Source organism: Psychrobacter sp. NPDC078501 (assembly GCF_044900935.1).
Lineage (GTDB): Bacteria > Pseudomonadota > Gammaproteobacteria > Pseudomonadales > Moraxellaceae > Psychrobacter.
Genome location: NZ_JBJDOS010000001.1, coordinates 528817 through 545854 on the forward strand (window position 1 = coordinate 528817; position 17038 = coordinate 545854).

Sequence of the window (17038 nt, forward strand, 5' to 3'; positions counted from 1 at the left end):
TCTTCGCTAATATCGTTTAGCAATATCATGTATCAGCTAAGAGACGCTTGCTACGATTATGTCAGCTTTGCTACCAACTTATCAGTCAGATGGCGTGCAATCTTATCGATTGCCAATATGTCTTCTATGTCAGCGGTTTCGTTCAATGGTGGCAGCTGTATGTCATTTAAGGCTTGTTCGTTAATATCAGCAATATCCGTCAAACGTATTTTACCATCGAGGAACGCTGCTACTGCAATTTCGTTTGCCGCATTGAGCACAATTGTGGCTTGCGTCCCTGCTTGCATAGCTTGGCGAGCCAAACGCAAACAGGCAAATTTTTGTAGATCTGGCTCAATAAACTCCAAACCACTAAGTGCAAATAAATCTAATGGCTGCGAGCCACTATCAATCCGATCAGGGTAGCTAAGCGCGTGCGCAATGGGCGTTTTCATGTCTGGACTACCTAGCTGCGCCAAAAAACTCCCATCGCTATATTCTACCATTGAGTGAATGATACTTTGTGGATGAATGACCACATTTATCTTATCTTCAGGCAAATCAAATAAGTGACAGGCTTCTATCAGCTCAAGCCCTTTATTCATCATCGTCGCCGAATCGACAGATATTTTTTGACCCATTGACCAATTCGGGTGTTTGACCGCTTCTGCGACGCTTGCCTGCTGCATTTGCTCGAACGACTGCTGCAAAAATGGCCCACCAGAGGCTGTTAACCATAGTTTGCGGACACCATGATTTGACTGATGGATTTGCGTATTATCTTGCTGAATAGCAAGTGGTAAGCATTGAAAAATAGCATTGTGTTCAGAATCGAGCGGCAGCAAAGTGGCTTTGTGCGTCTTGACCGCATCGATCATAACCTTACCTGCCATGACTAAGGCTTCTTTGTTGGCCAATAAAATACGTTTGCCTGCACGGGCTGCTGCTAATGTAGACGGCAACCCTGCCGCCCCTACAATCGCCGCTACCACCGTATCAGTCTGTGAGTCAGTGGCAATATCTACTAATCCTGCCTCGCCCCCTACGACCTCACTATCAATCCCTGCTGCTTTAAGCCTGTTAGCAAAATCATCCACGGCTGACATTGGCACACTGACGCGTTTCGGCAAAAACTGCTGACAGAGTGCAAATAGCTTATCTAAGCGATGATAGCCTGATAAAGCATAGACTTCATAAGTTTGCGGTTGCGCCGCTAATATTGCTAAGGTGCTATCGCCAATCGAGCCTGTCGCGCCTAGTACGGCGATGCGTTGCGTCATAACCATCAATGCCCATGATACTTAAAAATAATAAAAATAGAATATTGTCTGTTAACTATAAAACCACTGCTCTGATAACTTTGCTGGCTATAGCTATACTAATGTATCGTTCACACTTGGCTCACTTATATCAATATTACTGAGAATGAGCTACAGAACAGGTTTAAATAGAACAGTGCTGCTATATAAGCTTACACCACTATCAAACCAAACTGCTGTATCGCCCAAAAGCCAAGGGCAAATATCGGTGTAGCAGACAGCAGCGAATCGATACGATCAAGGATACCACCGTGACCTGGCAAGATAGTGCCTGAATCTTTTACATCAGCACGGCGCTTGAGCATCGACTCGAACAAGTCTCCAAGTACAGAAGCAAGAATAGTGATGGCCGATAACGCTACAAATGCGATTAACGGTACACCGGTCAGCTGTAATTTAAAGACGCTAATGGCTACCACAACTAACAGCCCTGTGACGAGGCCACCAGCCAACCCTTCCATGCTCTTGTTGGGTGAGACATTGGGTGCCATTTTTCGGCGACCAAGTTTGCGTCCAACGAAATATGCGCCACTATCTGCACACCATACTAATAAGAACACATACAGCAGCCACCACGCAGATAACTGCCAGAGATAGAACATCGCCGTGATAGATGCCGTCAAAATAACCGCGCCCATCATTGCCAGCTGGTTGCCGTACCATCTCGTCTGTGTTGGGAAGACTCGAACCCAAGACAGCGCCATCAGCCATATAATGAGTGACGCCACCCACCAAAACAACCAAGTTACCTTGAACATCAGTGAGAATATAGTAAGCGCTAAAATCAATAGAACGAATACCACAGGCTGGCGCCATTTAGGCATCAATTTAGCCCACTCATGAGCGGCGATAATGACCCCAATGGCCAACAGTGGTGCAAATAAAATAGGCGTTTGGCTCGCAAACATTGCAATACCAACGATAATAACGAGAACAATTGCCGTCTTAATTCGTTGCCACATACTTATCGAGCCTTATAATAATGAAGAACAGATGGTCAAAAAATGCATTATAGCAGCTAACTAACGATGGCCTAGTGATAGCATTCAATGCTCATTCAAGCCGTTTATCATTGCATAAACCAACCCTATTGACCAGTTATACAATACTAACTGAACTGAGCCGACTAAACTTATCTATCAGCTCACTGCTCAGTGACCTTGCTGCTCTATCACTACTTGCTCGCTGGTTTTGCCAAAGCGGCGTTGACGTTTTGCAAACTCTGCGATCATCGAAGCTAGCTCTTCTGCTGCAAAGTTCGGCCATAATGTGGGAGTGAAAAACAGCTCAGCATAAGCAGACTGCCACAATAAAAAATTAGAAATACGATACTCGCCGCCCGTACGTACCAGCATATCTACTGCTGGCGTATCGGCTAATTGTACGTAGTTACCTAACAGCTCTTCGCTGACATCTTCAGGTTTTAATTCGCCAGCTTGCACTTGCTGAGCCAGCTGTTGTGCTGCATTTGCAATATCCCACTGCCCACCGTAACTAATCGCAATCACCAGCGTCATCGCATCAAACTCTGCCGTCTTTTCTTCTGCGTCAGCCATTAGCGTTTGTAATGACTCACTAAGTTGACTACGGTCACCGATGAAACGCAAGCGAATACGATACTCATTCATGCGCGGCATTTGCTCATGAATCGTCGATGTGAGTAGCTGCATCAACAATGCTACCTCACTAGGCGGTCTCTGCCAATTTTCACTAGAAAACGCAAATACGGTCAGCACTTCAATGCCTGTATTGACACAATACTCGACGATAGGATCGAGCGCATCTTTGCCAGCCACATGTCCTTGACCGTGGCCCAAATCATTAGCCTTACCATAGCGATTATTACCATCCATAATGATGGCGATATGACGAGGAAGAATAGCGGGCGCCAAAACGGCTGAAGTGGACATAGGCGAACTTGCTTATTGTTGAGGTAAAATAATAATAACGTGTGCAACAGCGATTAAAAAGCGCCATTTATATAATTCACTAACTTATCACAATTGCATTGTTAGTTTTTAGCGTTCAGAATTCGATGAATCCAGTTCAATCAACCACACCTTTGGCTTGCTTTAGATATGGCTTTATATAGTTAATTCAGTTTAAAAGAGAAACAGCGCAACCGAGTGCAGATGTAACTGTGATATTTCAAGCGAGGTTAACGCTGTCACTCTTTATAAAGGATTGACTATATCAGTCTACACAATAATAAACAGCCAATAGCTATAAAGTATTGGCTGCTCAATGACAGATAATCTACCGAACTATTTCTTGCTCTCAATACCAAATATATCAGTATTAAACTTCCATCAAATCGCTTTCTTTCTTACTCAAGCGAGCATCGATTGTTTCGATATATTTGTCAGTGATTTTTTGAATATCATCACTAGCGCGGCGCTCATCGTCTTCTGAGATTTCTTTTTCTTTTGCCAAATCTTTGATGTCATTCATCATGTCACGGCGAATATTACGGATAGAAACACGGCTGCTCTCAGCTTCACCACGTGCAAGTTTTTGCATATCGCGACGAGTATCTTCTGTTAATGCTGGCATCGGCACACGAATAACATCAGCAGACATTGGGTTTAGACCCAAATCTGCTTCACGAATGGCCTTATCTACTGCTTGTACCATTGTACGGTCAAACGGTTGAACCAGTAAGGTACGTGAGTCTTCGACGTTGACGCTTGCCACTTGGTTCAATGGTGTATCAGAACCGTAGTAGCTAACCATCACACCTGACAACATGCCTGGATGCGCACGACCAGTACGAACTTTACTGAAAGTGCTTTCAAGCGCTTCCAACGTTTTTTGCATGCGTGCTTCGCCGTCTTGCTTAATCTCTTTAATCATTGTGTATCCTTATTTATCGTTACCGACAAATCTTTTATTTGCTATTGGGATATTAATTATTTATTGCTAATCGTTAGCTATTTACTGACGTTAGTTGCCAGTATCGCATCAATTAATGAAAAACTCGTGTGCCTTCATTTTCACCCATGATGACATTCAATAATGCATTGGGCTTTGTCATATCAAACACTTGCAGCGGTACGTTGTGCTCACGGCACAATGCGATAGCCGTTAAATCCATGACGCCTAGCTTTTGCTCTAACACTTCGTCAAAAGTCAGACCGTCATACTTGACTGCATCGTCATGTAGACTTGGGTCTTTGTCATAAACGCCATCGACCTTAGTCGCTTTTAAAATCAAACCAGCTTCGATCTCGATACCGCGCAAACAAGCAGCAGTGTCAGTGGTAAAGAATGGGTTACCCGTACCTGCAACAAAGATACAAACTTCGCCGTTTTTGAGATAACGAATGGCATTACGACTGCTATAGCTTTCGGTGACTTCACCAATCGGTAACGCTGACATCAAGCGCGTTTTGATATTGCGACGCTCAAGCGCATCACGCATTGCCAGTCCGTTCATAACGGTCGCTAGCATGCCCATCTGATCACCAGTCACACGGCCAACGAGACCTTCTTTTTGTAACTGTGCACCGCGATATAAATTACCACCACCGACTACGATACCCACTTGGACACCAAGTCCACGCAAGTGAGCGATAGACAAGCTCATTTTATCAAGGACTTCGGTATCGATACCCATGTCTTTACTACCAGCTAAGGCTTCACCGGAGAGTTTCAGCAAGATACGAGCGTAACGCGGGTTTTTGTCAGACATGAGGTCACCTTGTTATCATGAAATTATAAAGAAAATTATCGGTAAAATACAAATCGAGTTTGCCCACAACGCCACACTTACAGCTAAGCGTATTAAAAAGGCTAAATTGCGCTAATTGTAGCAAAAACTGCCCGCCATTGGGCAATTTTCACTCGCATATCTTATTGGATATCTAGCCTTGATAACTGGCGAATAGATCGTATTCGCTAGCATCATCGATAGTCACGGTTAAGAACTGCCCTACTTTAACTTGAGCGTTGATGTCATCAACATAGACATGACCATCAATTTCAGGTGCATCAGCATAACTACGGCAGATAGCAATATTTTCATCGCTATCAATTTCATCGACCAATACCGTTAAGGTTTTGCCGACTTTTTCTTGTAGCTTTTGCGCTGAAATATCTTGCTGTAGCGCCATTAAACGCTCATAGCGAGACTGCTTGACGTCTTCAGGCACATGATCAGGCAAGTCATTAGCAACTGCGCCTTCTACTTCTGAATAAGTAAATGCGCCCACGCGATCGAGGCGTGCTTCAACCAGCCAATCAAGCAAGCACTGAAAATCTTCTTCTGTCTCGCCAGGGAAGCCAACCACAAAGGTTGAACGAATCACGATATCAGGACAGATATCACGCCACGCTTTGATACGGGTCAAGGTGTTTTCGCTATGCGCAGGACGTTTCATCGCTTTTAGGATACGATGACTGGCATGCTGGAACGGAATGTCCAGATAAGGAAGCAGTTTCTTCTCACCCATCAACTCAACGACTTTGTCTACGTGTGGATACGGATAGACATAATGCAGGCGTACCCAAATGCCCAAATCGTTCAATGCTTGGCATAAGTCATAAAACTTAGATTTGAGCGGCATACCATTCCAAAAACTGGTTTTATACTTTAGGTCAAGACCATATGCCGAAGTATCTTGCGAGATGATAAGCAGTTCTTTCACGCCAGCTTTTTTGAGTGCCAGTGCTTCGTTCATCACATTATCAATCGGGCGCGATACCAAATCACCGCGCAAGCTTGGGATAATGCAGAACGTACAACGGTGATTACAGCCTTCTGATATTTTTAGATAAGCATAATGGCTTGGGGTCAGCTTGATACCCGCTTCATTAATCAAATCTATTTTTGGATCATAGTTGGCGTCCTGACTGCGATTTGGCTTAGGCACATGCTGCGCCACTGCCGTAATCACTTCGTCATAGGCATGCGCGCCCGTCACTGCTAGTACAGCTGGATGCATCTCACGGATTTTGTCCGCTTCTTTGCCCAAACAGCCAGTGACAATCACTTTACCGTTTTTGCTAATGGCCTCGCCGATCGCATCAAGTGACTCTTGTACCGCTGATTCAATAAAGCCGCAAGTGTTTACCACGACCAAGTCGGCACCGTCATAATCACTGGCTACTTGATAGCCGTCACGGCTTAGCTCAGTGATAATACGCTCACTATCCACCAATGCTTTTGGACAACCTAGTGACACAAAACCAATTTTTGGTGCTGCACTAACAGGCATCGTAGCAGTGGCATTTGCAGTCGAGGCTGAAGTAGCATCGCTGCTTTGGCCGACACTACGGTTCTGGTTGTGATTGGCTTTATGATGGTAAGGTTGTTTAGTATCTGTTTGACTGACATCTGCCTGACTCTGCGCTTGTACTATGGTAGGCGCGGCAGGATTGAAGATAGTGGCAGTGTCTTTTACGGCAGATAGAGGAGCTGCTGCTGTCGTATTCACTGACTCGGTAGAAGTTTTGGACATGGCTGACCTTGCTAGAGATAAATTGGCTGAGCGCATTGTACGTTTTTTTTGCAAAAATCACCAGTTTTGCCGCTCTATAGTCTTGATTTGTGGTTAAATATTATCTCAAGCATCTGACTTTTTTGGGCACTACTGATGAACGCTGATTTTATAACCGCCAAAACAACCCCTGACCTCGCATTTATATCTCAGCACTTATTCACCGCTATTTTATGGGTCAACGATGAGCTATCAATCACACGGTTGAATGCTCAAGCCGAGCAGCTACTTGCCATTAGTAGCGGCAGACTAATCAATCAATCAATCTTGACACTGCTCGCACCTGATGAGTTAAAGACTAAAGATATTGCATTTATCAATAATGATAGTAGTGAGACAAATGAAAATGAGCCTTCGAGCGAGCCAGCTTACTCTTTGACCGAGCGCTTTGTGCAAGCGCAGAACTACCAACAACCTTTTATCGATCATGACCACATCATAAAAACACCGCTAAACGGTAATTTATCATTGTCAGTCGACTATAGCGTCACACCGGTCATCTATGAACAGCAGCCTTATTTTATTATCGAGATGTGGGGTAAAGATCGTCAAAGTCGTATCTCTGAGGAGCAGCGCCAACAACAGCAGTATACAGTGGCCCGTCATATGCTACGCTCAGTGGCGCACGAAATAAAAAACCCTCTTGCTGGTATTCGCGGGGCAGCCCAGCTGTTGCAACGGCAGTTTATTAAATTCAGTGACGCATCTACTACTAACACCTCTAGCGCTGATAATGCTTTGACAACTACCAACACTGACACGCAGCATGATTTGCAAAAAATGAATCAAAAGCTGCGCAACTATACGGACATTATTATTTCAGAGACTGATCGATTGACTCATCTTATTGGGCAGCTTCTAGGTTCCAATCAACTGCCAAACTGGCAAACGCTCAATATCCATGAGCCTTTAGAGCATGTCTTAACCTTAGTGACCAATCAGTATCCACAGGTAGTGTTACAGCGTGATTATGATTTATCATTGCCAGAGTTGTGTGCAGATAAGGATCAGCTGATTCAAGTGTTTTTAAACCTTATTAATAATGCTTGTGAGTCGATGACTGAGTTCGAACAAACGCTACAACAGAATAAAATCTCAGAGTCTCAAGAATCACTACAAGCTGCCATACAAACTGAGGGCAATTCTGACTATCAACCGACATTGCATATTCAAACGCGGGTTGCTTTTCAGCATACAATCGTCGGACAGCAGCACAAGCAAGTGATGCAAGTTACTATTACTGATAATGGCTCAGGTATTGATCCAGCTCTGATTGGTCAGATATTTTTCCCGATGGTTACTAGCCGTGCAGCTGGTACAGGTCTTGGATTATCCATCGTCCAAGATATTATCAGTCATCATCATGGTATGATTGATGTGAGCTCGACAAAAGAACAAGAAGACAAGCAAACCCGATTTACGCTATATCTACCATTTACTCAACCCATCACTGAGACATAAAACAAATTATGAATTTATGAATTAAAGGCTGCTAAGTTTCATAACGCTAACTCCCAATCCCCAACTTACCATCAATAATTGCTGATTAGGCCCAATACATGACTGAATATAGCGACGACCTCCAACCTAAAAGCGATGATCAATCACCACAATCACAAATAGTAACTGTGAATAATGCACCCAGCGACCACCCTGCAACATTGTGGTTAATCGATGACGATGCAGCCCTACGTATGGTGTTGGCAGACACGTTTGAAGATGCTGGATTGACCGTTATCAGTTTTACTCAAGCACAAGCAGCATGGACTCGCCTTAATGATGTTTTAAAACAGCAAGAGTCAGCCGAGCAATTACCAGACGTCATATTGACCGATATTCGTATGCCAATGATGGATGGATTGTCTTTTAGCGACTGGGTCCATCAGCATTTCCCTAAAATGCCAATCGTAATTATGACGGCACACTCAGACCTGACCTCTGCTATCAATAGCTATCAGACTGGTGCTTTTGAATACCTACCCAAGCCTTTTGACTTAGATGATGCGGTTGCAACGATTTATAAAGCCATCAATTATCAGCCCAATTTAGAGACAACGACTGTTTCCCTTTCAGATGAACCTAATACCAATATAACGTCTGATACTTTCACTGAAGACCTGATAAAACCTAAAGCAGCACCTGCTAGCAAGACAAACAAAGACAATAAGAGCAAAGGTGCCGTCGAAACCAAAAGTAATGGGAACCCTAGCGGCATCATTGGACAGTCACCAGCCATGCAAACGGTGTTTCGTGCTATTGGCAGGTTGGCGCAATCTCCCATTTCCGTCTTAATTACTGGTGAGTCTGGAACGGGTAAAGAGTTGGTGGCCAGTGCATTGCACCAACACTCCCCGCGTAAACAGCAACCATTTATTGCCCTCAATATGGCAGCCATACCACATGACTTGATCGAGTCTGAGCTATTCGGTCACGAAAAAGGCGCGTTCACTGGTGCAACAACGATGCGTCAAGGCCGTTTTGAGCAGGCAGACGGCGGTACTCTATTTTTAGATGAAATCGGTGACATGCCTTTTAGCACTCAGACACGGCTGTTACGCGTCCTAGCCAATGGTGAGTTTTATCGTGTTGGTGGTCAGCAGCCCATAAAGGTCGATGTACGTATCATCGCAGCCACTCATCAAAACTTAGAAGAGCTGGTAAAACAAAGCCGATTCCGCGAAGATTTGTTTTATCGTCTCAATGTCATTCGGTTACCCCTACCACCACTACGTACACGCCCTGAGGACATTCCTGCATTAGCCCTCTACTTTATGCAATCTGCTGCAGAGCAAATGAACACCTCTCCAAAGCATCTACATCCTGCCGCATTGCAAATTATGCAGACGTTTGACTGGCGTGGTAACGTGCGTCAATTAGAAAACGTCTGTTTGTGGCTCACGGTTATGGCTACTGGTGATACTGTGATGGCGACAGATTTGCCACCAGAGCTACTTGAAAACATCTCACCTAATACGGTGCTTTATGAAGAGCATGGCGCATCACAGGAAGACGCTCAAGAGAACTTGGTACAAAGTGGCAATGTATTAAATAGTAGTGCGTTAAACAGTCATCAAAATGAGCGAAGTAGCCCTTTGCCTAAAAACCAGAGTTGGCAACAAGCATTGGCTGATTGGGCTGAGCAGTCGTTAAGCACGGGTGAAACTGATATTCTGCAAACAGCAACCCCTGAGTTTGAGCGTGTTTTATTAACAGCAGCACTCAATCATAGCGGCGGTAAAAAGATAGAAGCCGCGAGCTTACTTGGTTGGGGACGCAATACTCTGACACGCAAATTGCAGCAACTGGATATCTCTGCCCCTAGAGTACCAACTAAAGAATAAATAAACGCATAAAACATGATAATAAATTATTATTAATATCAATCACTTAAAATTAATATCGAAAATAAATGATAAATAATTAAAAATAATTGCAAATAGGGGTTGCCAAACAATTAAAACTCTATATAATAGCCAACCACTGAGACGCACTACCGAATCAGTTAACTATCTAGATAGCGTTTGAGTTTAATCGCTTTTGATGATAGAGTAACGAAAATGGGGCTGTGGCGGAATTGGTAGACGCACCAGATTTAGGTTCTGGCGCCGCAAGGTGTGAGAGTTCGAGTCTCTCCAGCCCCACCATTTTCGGATAGTGAATAAATTGTCTCAAACCTATACTAAACCTGCCTTCGGGCAGGTTTTTTTATTGCCTAAGATTTGATAACTATTCATTAAAGCTGCTGTTGTCGCAGTTTTGGCGCAGTTTCTATAATTCAACTACCGAGGTTACTCGGTAGTTAGTCGCCATAATCCAGCTTCATCATCTCAGCTTGCATACGCTCTGTATTGATCCACTTTGCATAGATCTTAGTGAACGTAATAATATCATGGCCCATCTGGTACGCCGCTGCAGAAACATCGATCATACTATTGAGCATCGTCGTTGCATAAGTATGACGGCAATTATAAGCAGGCCGTGCCCTTATACTGATCACTGGCAGTACTTCCTGAAACTTTTCGGACAACTTATCTGGTCTTGTCCATGGCTCATCGGTGTGCAAACTGATAAACAGGCGTGACTGGTGGCCAGTGAGTACCTTGAGTCTATCCAATACAACCAATATCTTATCGTTGAGATAGATATTACGTATTTCATTGGTCTTAGTTGATAGCTGCACTTTGCCGCTGCTCAACGTCTTACTTATTTTTGCTAGTCGATTGGCTCTATCTATGTCAGCCCAGTCTATGGCCAATGATTCACCAGGGCGACAACCGGTCCAAAACTGCCACACAAAATATAGATACCAAATCTCTTTATCATCTGTCCAATGGCTCTGCATATAATCAAGTATGGCCGAACGCTCATTAGGCAAAAAAGGATCTGGCTCGTCCTTTTGGGTCTTCTTATTACGGATACGTTTAGTGGGCAACTCTTCAATAATTTCGTCAATAAATGCCAAATCAAACACTCCGCGCAGTGGCGTGAGTGCGTCATTAGCAGTTTTAGCGCTGCTAAAGTCATTCTGTGCGAGCGCAGTGCGTACCATTGCCGGTGTTATATCTGCAATGGCTATAGATGCAAAAAAAGGCATCCACTTATTTTTAAGGATGCCTTTATATTTACGTCTAGTGCCTGTATTACCACTATCTAAACTATCAAGATAAAGCTGCGCATAGTCTGCAAAAAGTGGCCTATCATCTGCTGTTGTCTCATCGATAATATTACAAGCCAATTCAATATCTGTTACCGTCAAATTCTCCCATTTTCTACGAGCCATTAAACTAGCTCGTAGCTTTCCCGCTTGGGCAATATTCTTTGGCGTCGCCGTGTACGGGAGGACGAAGTACCTACGCCCTTCTCCTTTGATTGGGATATTAATTTCGACGCTGCCGCTTCGCACTCTAACGCCTTTTGGATACCCTGCTGACTCATCCAATGATTCCACCCCTGTAAACTAAAGTAAATCTTGTTATCAATCTTTTTCCACACCACGCCTTCAGGCCATTTTTCTTTGGCGATATATAGACGTGTGTGCGGTAGACCGATAAGTTTAGCAAATTGGGGGAGAGTTACCCAGTCTAAAGGCACATTTGATTTGATAATTTCAATAACGTCCATCTTACTTTTCCTCCAAACTTATCTGCAAATGCACAAACATCGCTATCACACCTAAGATCAGCGTCGCCCATGCCCCACCCCATTGACTATGAGTTTGTCCGTCAAGACCCAGCAGCATCAACCAAAAGAAGATTAAAATAGGTAAAACATTGATGACTATGAATACCTTAAGAAACATCTTCATTGCTGTATATTTCTTAGCAGTTTTCACAGTCATTCCCCTTTATTTAACTCAATCGATACTAGCCAAATCACTGCGACAATGAGCATACCCAGTAAGATAGCTGTGCCGGTGATTACTAAAAGCTGTTCATTATTAGTTAACATCACCGACTCCTTTCTCAACGCTGCACTGATAGTTGTCAGCGATACATAATGATTTGCCATACTTAGCCAAAACACCATCCATTGTTGACACCCAATAACCCGCTTTATCTAGTACTGGTCGACGCTCAAAGTAAGCGACTGTTCCAGCCTTATCTATTGCCCTCCATGCCATATCAGGATACTCCCAACGCACTTCTTTGATAGACTTAGGTGCTTGGATACCACCTCTCGATGATGGGGGTTCCAGTAGCATGTCTGGCTGAGTACTATTAAAACGCGCCTCAAAGTATTTGATTAGATCTTCAGGTTCTGCGTTTAAGTCGACCGCTTCAGATAGGCAGTGCTTTGAACCATTGAGCGTCAGTAGACTGTCTCTGATGACAAAGCGCTGTGCGTGCTTTTGCTTGATACTGCCTGATTTGGTCACATCATCAAACACAGCGGACATTCGGACTGTAACACCGCCATTGACTGACTCTCGAACTACTGAGCTGTTATTTAGTCTTAACATCACCGTCCCCTTTTCTCAAATACGCTTTGGCAGTCTACACAGAGCGTTACCCCACCCATTGATTGGCGTTTAGCGGGGATATCCTCGCCACATTCCAAGCACTCAGCCAGTGACGGCTTGTCAAACTTTGGTGCTCGACTCAGATACTGAGTCATTGTTAAATCAACATAGTCGTTTGCGCGATCAGCATCATCAGCCATCATTTACCCCATCTTCTCAACAGTCGCATTGATGGTCGTGTAGGTTGACCCAGTGCGATATTCAACTTTATTGCCACGGTCAGCCAAGCGACATGCTCGGCCCACCAGGTGACGCCCTTCCCCGCACGCGCTGACAATCTCCCAGCTGTGCATGTTTATATCAAGCCATTGCAAGCCATAATTGTTATTCGCAAACGTGACTCGTTTAATCTGCTTTGACATTACTACTCTCACTTTCTTTAATGATGTTGCCAGACCACTCATGGATCTCTTTCAAGCGTTCTAATCCAAACTTTTTGATGATGTAATAATCATCGCGCTTTGGGTCTCTTTGGTTTTGACGCTGTAGCTTTATAAATAATTCGTTGTCTAGAACGAATAGATGCGCACGGCGGCTAAGTGATAATGTTTTACTCATCGCGGCTTAACTCCTTAAACTCAAGCTGAATTTCGAATTGCAGCTCACACTCCCAACCAGATAAAGCTTGTTTGACCTCTTCTGAGCCTAAAGACTCATAATTAAAGTCAAAATCAGCTTTACTTATCTGCTTAATAGCAAAACCTTGCACTTCCATATCAAAGTTATGTTCTAAAATACGAATGTGATCTTCCATCACCTGACCAATATTTTGATCAGCAGTTAATACAAACGAGACTCTCATTTCCGAAGCTCCCGCAATATCAAACCCTTAAGCGTACCAGCTGCGTACAGATGGCCATTCTTACCATCTATATCCAGCACATGATGGTTTGGCGTGCCGTAGTGCTCTTTTATGCAGGACAGATACGCGTCGTGATGTCCTAGTGCCGTACGCTTATCTTCATTAGACTTAATAAAGCGTTTGTACACAGTGCCATGACAGCTAAGCAGCACGCTAAGACTCGGCAGCACGCTCTCTTCTTGCCAAACCCAAAGTGGCTGCTGTAACCGACGCTTGATAGCAGACGCTGTATAGTGATGACGGTCTAACAAGATCACATCTAAATGCTTGTATTTATCAAGTATGTAGTCGTCTTCAAATTCAACAGCTTCAATACCTCTACGAACATTGATCACTTCGGTACTGATTGCTTGAGCGTTCAGGCACATAGCGACACGCTGACAGGCTGTTGTCACGCCAATATGTGCCGCGCCATTGATATTGACTAATAAAGGATGTTTTTTTGCTGATTGAGTCAATGACATTACGCCACCTCGCTGTGGTTGGCATCAGTGTTCGCAGCCACGACTGGTACTGGGCGTGGCTCAAAGTTGATGTTGTTGATGATGCCGACATTGAGCGCAGCGTTTAACTTTAGCAACTCAGTCCAAACCAGCGGGTTAATGCGGCATATACGGTTGGTTACTTGTGTCACGATCAAGCTGATGTTGCGATTGATAGCGACCAAATCGGTTTGGTTGCGCTCGTAGTCGTACTTGGCTTGATGCTCCGACCATGTATTGATGGCGTCAGTTAGCGCTTGACGGCTTACGCTATTGCTCAATTGAGCTTTAGATTGAATCATCGCAAGCTGTGCAGTGACATTGAAGGATTGAATTTTACGCATAGCAAGCCTCCAACGCCGCACGAAATGCTGGTAGTTCGGCTTCGGTTATGGCGCGATAGGTATCGTTAGTTTCATAATAGATAGAGGCCCACCCACCAATTTTAGTAGACTCCTCGCATACATTGGCTTTGCTTAATATCATCACGTCAAGGTGATCGTGCTGCGGGGAAGACAATATCTTTCTTTTTCCAGTCACAATGGCAAACTCATTTTGATGATCTTGTTTAGATGCATCTTCGACATCGGCAAACCGTTGCCCTATGATAATATCCCACGGCATCAACTTATCACCGCCAACCGCATAGTCATCTTCACTAAAGCGGTCCATGCTGTGCATACGCTGGATTAGGACTTCAGATAGGTTTTTGATAAAGATAAGCTGCATATCAGCATCAGTGATTTGTGGCACTGACTCAGATAGCCAGTTTGGTTGTGCTAATACGTCGTCAATATGCGGGACGCATTCAGACAAAGAGTCGTATTCATCTATCGCGATAAATGTCGGCATACCGTGTGTTTTTGAAGCTTCACAACTTAGATAATCGACATCATTGACTGATTGGCGTTGAATGGCATAGTGCTCCCAGTTGCTGCCATCTGCCAGCTTACAAACATGTACAGAATCAACGCCCGCACTGGCGCTCCAGTAGCAGTGACCGTCATCAGTAATTTTACCTAGATCCTCAAGCAGGCATTCATAAGCAAAGACACTGCCGTCATAATCCATAGCTGCTGACTGGTACTTTTCATCCAAGCCTTCAAAAGCCCACTGCCCCAACCCTTTAAGCTCAGGCTGTGGCGCATCATTAGCCGCTTCACCAGCCATGACCGCTAGCAGACCACCGGTCGGCATAGAATGGCCAACGTTCAGACGGTGCGCCACGGCATCTAACTTACCTTTTAACGCTGCTATTTCAGCTTTGGTTTCGTCATCAAAGCGTATTTGGAAAGTGCTGATTAACTTGCTCACGCAACACCTCCCAATGACATAACAACAATCAACAAAACGCAAAAAACCATAAGCATGCGAGTGTTTTTACACGCATGCTTATAGCTAATCTGAGAGTTGGTCAGTTGTTGTTCGACAGTTTGGAGTTGCTGATTGCGTTCAGCAAGCAAGTTTTGGAGACGCTTGTTCTCGTAGCGAGAACGCTGCGTTTGTACGCCATCGGTGGTTTGAATATCTGACATGACAATATACCCGTTTTGTTGATTACGGGTATAATTAAAACATTTGTTTTATTTAACGTCAATACATTTGTTATATTTTAGATAAATAAATATAACAATAGAAGTTATTTACTACCATTTTTCATTTGGTGGCCAATCGAATACCCACCCTATAATCCTAATATTCTTTTTAAAATCCTCTTTACTCATGACTTCATCTTCCCACATTTCATTGTCTGAACGTATGATGATGTTGCCACTTGCTGTCTTCAGTAACCTCTTGATTTTCAAATCACCGGCAACGTCAAATGCGTATATCTTGCCATCTCTAATAGCATCATGAGCCTTGCTTGAATCTATTTTTATGGGCGATTTATCCATGATCGTCGGCTCCATACTGCTACCATTAACCATAGCCTCCATAACACAATCAGGCTGTGCTCCTACTGCTCTTATACGCTCGGTGAGCATATAAGAATAGCCAGTTGCATATTGAGTATCTGGTGGGCATGAGCCTGCTCCTGCGCTCAACGCCACATCGTCAAATATAGGTATCACTGTATAACCATCCTCATTTTTATGATTTATGATTACAGCCTCACTCCCTGATTTTGTCATCTGTCCATCGCCAGTGCTTAACCATCCAAGGTCAACATTGAGCGCAGCAGCAATATCAGCTGTGTGACTGCACGTTTTGCTGTCTCTTCTTTCAACATTGCCTATTGCACCTTGCTCCCAATTGATGACATCAGCTAACTGCTGCTGAGTCATATTGCGAGCTTGGCGTGCAAGCTTGATGCGTGCTCCTAAAGCCATGATGATAATCCCTACCCCGGTGGTTTTTATAAAAGCAACTGATGGTTAGACAGTTGGGTTTCTTTTAAGTACTGCTGGTTAGACAGTCTAGTTTGTTCGACAAATATTATTATATAAACAAATGTTATTGTTGTATAACTTCAAATGATGCATTAATTATTGCAATTTAATAAAACAAATGTTTTAATAACTACAAATGTTATTAAGAGCAATCGAAATGTTAAAACATAAAAATCTTATTACTAAAGCAATCAAAGATGCTGGCAGCCTTGCTGAGTTAGTTCGCTTAATCAATAGCAGGGTTGACGTTATCAATAAAAACCTTCCTGTAGACATGCAAATCCGTCATACCTATTCAACTCAAGTAAGCAACTGGGTGAACCGTGACGCTGGTGTTGCCCCAACTCATGTACTGGCATTTAGCCAAGTGGCTGGCTGTAGTTGTCATGATCTACGTCCAGATGTTTTTCCACCAGCAGCCAACGATCCAAGTAATCAACAACATCTAGCATAGCAACAGCACTGCAATAAAAGAACGACAATAACGGG

At 43.8% G+C, this 17038-nt stretch carries 21 protein-coding genes and 1 tRNA gene; 4 read left to right on the plus strand and 18 right to left on the minus strand.

Annotation, left to right across the window (positions count from 1 at the left end; all coding sequences use genetic code 11):
* Nucleotides 1–56: 56 nt before the first annotated feature.
* The 6 genes from ispC to rimO form a co-directional block, all read right to left on the minus strand.
* Nucleotides 57–1265 (minus strand): 1-deoxy-D-xylulose-5-phosphate reductoisomerase, encoded by a 1209-nt coding sequence (gene ispC, locus ACI2IW_RS02075; protein WP_404692463.1) that lies wholly within the window; start codon nucleotides 1263–1265, stop codon nucleotides 57–59.
* A gap of 185 nt (nucleotides 1266–1450) precedes the next feature.
* Nucleotides 1451–2260, minus strand: coding sequence for a phosphatidate cytidylyltransferase (locus tag ACI2IW_RS02080; RefSeq protein WP_160021660.1), 810 nt, complete (start codon nucleotides 2258–2260; stop codon nucleotides 1451–1453).
* Nucleotides 2261–2449: 189 nt separating this feature from the next.
* Nucleotides 2450–3208 (minus strand): polyprenyl diphosphate synthase, encoded by a 759-nt coding sequence (gene uppS, locus ACI2IW_RS02085; protein WP_201555858.1) that lies wholly within the window; start codon nucleotides 3206–3208, stop codon nucleotides 2450–2452.
* A gap of 388 nt (nucleotides 3209–3596) precedes the next feature.
* Nucleotides 3597–4151 (minus strand): ribosome recycling factor, encoded by a 555-nt coding sequence (gene frr / locus ACI2IW_RS02090; protein WP_057759123.1) that lies wholly within the window; start codon nucleotides 4149–4151, stop codon nucleotides 3597–3599.
* A 112-nt stretch (nucleotides 4152–4263) separates the two neighbouring features.
* Complete coding sequence (gene pyrH / locus ACI2IW_RS02095; RefSeq protein ID WP_057759121.1) at nucleotides 4264–4989, minus strand: UMP kinase; 726 nt, start codon at nucleotides 4987–4989, stop codon at nucleotides 4264–4266.
* Between the two features lie 172 nt (nucleotides 4990–5161).
* A complete protein-coding gene (gene rimO, locus ACI2IW_RS02100; RefSeq protein WP_404692464.1) occupies nucleotides 5162–6757 on the minus strand; it encodes a 30S ribosomal protein S12 methylthiotransferase RimO in 1596 nt (531 codons plus the stop codon).
* A gap of 135 nt (nucleotides 6758–6892) precedes the next feature.
* On the opposite strand from rimO, the gene ACI2IW_RS02105 reads away from it, so the two are divergent.
* The 3 genes from ACI2IW_RS02105 to ACI2IW_RS02115 all read left to right on the plus strand — a co-directional run bounded on the left by ACI2IW_RS02105 (nucleotide 6893) and on the right by ACI2IW_RS02115 (nucleotide 10440).
* Nucleotides 6893–8257, plus strand: coding sequence for a nitrogen regulation protein NR(II) (locus ACI2IW_RS02105; protein ID WP_201605434.1), 1365 nt, complete (start codon nucleotides 6893–6895; stop codon nucleotides 8255–8257).
* A 98-nt stretch (nucleotides 8258–8355) separates the two neighbouring features.
* A complete protein-coding gene (locus ACI2IW_RS02110) occupies nucleotides 8356–10137 on the plus strand; it encodes a sigma 54-interacting transcriptional regulator (RefSeq protein WP_201605431.1) in 1782 nt (593 codons plus the stop codon).
* A gap of 218 nt (nucleotides 10138–10355) precedes the next feature.
* Nucleotides 10356–10440: transfer RNA gene (locus tag ACI2IW_RS02115), tRNA-Leu, on the plus strand.
* Nucleotides 10441–10595: 155 nt separating this feature from the next.
* On the opposite strand, the gene ACI2IW_RS02120 is transcribed toward ACI2IW_RS02115, so the two are convergent.
* The 12 genes from ACI2IW_RS02120 to ACI2IW_RS02175 all read right to left on the minus strand — a co-directional run bounded on the left by ACI2IW_RS02120 (nucleotide 10596) and on the right by ACI2IW_RS02175 (nucleotide 16489).
* The gene (locus ACI2IW_RS02120; protein ID WP_404692465.1) at nucleotides 10596–11576 is read right to left on the minus strand and encodes a tyrosine-type recombinase/integrase; all 981 of its coding nucleotides are present in this window, start codon (nucleotides 11574–11576) and stop codon (nucleotides 10596–10598) included.
* A complete protein-coding gene (locus ACI2IW_RS02125; RefSeq protein WP_404692466.1) occupies nucleotides 11576–11917 on the minus strand; it encodes a hypothetical protein in 342 nt (113 codons plus the stop codon). The genes ACI2IW_RS02120 and ACI2IW_RS02125 overlap by 1 nt, the downstream gene beginning before the upstream one ends.
* Nucleotide 11918: 1 nt before the next feature.
* The gene (locus ACI2IW_RS02130) at nucleotides 11919–12128 is read right to left on the minus strand and encodes a hypothetical protein (protein WP_404692467.1); all 210 of its coding nucleotides are present in this window, start codon (nucleotides 12126–12128) and stop codon (nucleotides 11919–11921) included.
* 105 nt (nucleotides 12129–12233) lie between these two features.
* Nucleotides 12234–12755: a hypothetical protein gene (locus tag ACI2IW_RS02135; protein ID WP_404692468.1), complete on the minus strand. Its 522-nt coding sequence runs from the start codon at nucleotides 12753–12755 to the stop codon at nucleotides 12234–12236.
* A complete protein-coding gene (locus ACI2IW_RS02140) occupies nucleotides 12755–12958 on the minus strand; it encodes a TraR/DksA family transcriptional regulator (RefSeq protein WP_404692469.1) in 204 nt (67 codons plus the stop codon). The genes ACI2IW_RS02135 and ACI2IW_RS02140 overlap by 1 nt, the downstream gene beginning before the upstream one ends.
* 202 nt (nucleotides 12959–13160) lie before the next feature.
* The gene (locus ACI2IW_RS02145) at nucleotides 13161–13373 is read right to left on the minus strand and encodes a hypothetical protein (protein ID WP_201571159.1); all 213 of its coding nucleotides are present in this window, start codon (nucleotides 13371–13373) and stop codon (nucleotides 13161–13163) included.
* Nucleotides 13366–13617 (minus strand): hypothetical protein, encoded by a 252-nt coding sequence (locus tag ACI2IW_RS02150; RefSeq protein ID WP_404692470.1) that lies wholly within the window; start codon nucleotides 13615–13617, stop codon nucleotides 13366–13368. Before ACI2IW_RS02150 ends, ACI2IW_RS02145 begins: the two co-directional genes overlap by 8 nt.
* Nucleotides 13614–14141 (minus strand): hypothetical protein, encoded by a 528-nt coding sequence (locus ACI2IW_RS02155; RefSeq protein ID WP_404692471.1) that lies wholly within the window; start codon nucleotides 14139–14141, stop codon nucleotides 13614–13616. The genes ACI2IW_RS02150 and ACI2IW_RS02155 overlap by 4 nt, the downstream gene beginning before the upstream one ends.
* Nucleotides 14141–14503, minus strand: coding sequence for a hypothetical protein (locus ACI2IW_RS02160; protein WP_404692472.1), 363 nt, complete (start codon nucleotides 14501–14503; stop codon nucleotides 14141–14143). The genes ACI2IW_RS02155 and ACI2IW_RS02160 overlap by 1 nt, the downstream gene beginning before the upstream one ends.
* Nucleotides 14496–15473: a hypothetical protein gene (locus ACI2IW_RS02165; protein WP_404692473.1), complete on the minus strand. Its 978-nt coding sequence runs from the start codon at nucleotides 15471–15473 to the stop codon at nucleotides 14496–14498. Before ACI2IW_RS02165 ends, ACI2IW_RS02160 begins: the two co-directional genes overlap by 8 nt.
* On the minus strand, nucleotides 15470–15694 hold the full coding sequence (locus ACI2IW_RS02170) for a hypothetical protein (RefSeq protein WP_404692474.1): 225 nt from the start codon (nucleotides 15692–15694) through the stop codon (nucleotides 15470–15472). Before ACI2IW_RS02170 ends, ACI2IW_RS02165 begins: the two co-directional genes overlap by 4 nt.
* Nucleotides 15695–15805: 111 nt before the next feature.
* The gene (locus ACI2IW_RS02175; RefSeq protein WP_404692475.1) at nucleotides 15806–16489 is read right to left on the minus strand and encodes an XRE family transcriptional regulator; all 684 of its coding nucleotides are present in this window, start codon (nucleotides 16487–16489) and stop codon (nucleotides 15806–15808) included.
* Between the two features lie 217 nt (nucleotides 16490–16706).
* Between ACI2IW_RS02175 and ACI2IW_RS02180 the strand changes: the two genes are divergently transcribed.
* Nucleotides 16707–17003 carry a hypothetical protein gene (locus ACI2IW_RS02180; protein ID WP_404692476.1) on the plus strand — a complete coding sequence of 99 codons (297 nt, stop codon included), beginning with the start codon at nucleotides 16707–16709 and terminating at the stop codon, nucleotides 17001–17003.
* Nucleotides 17004–17038: the final 35 nt, after the last annotated feature.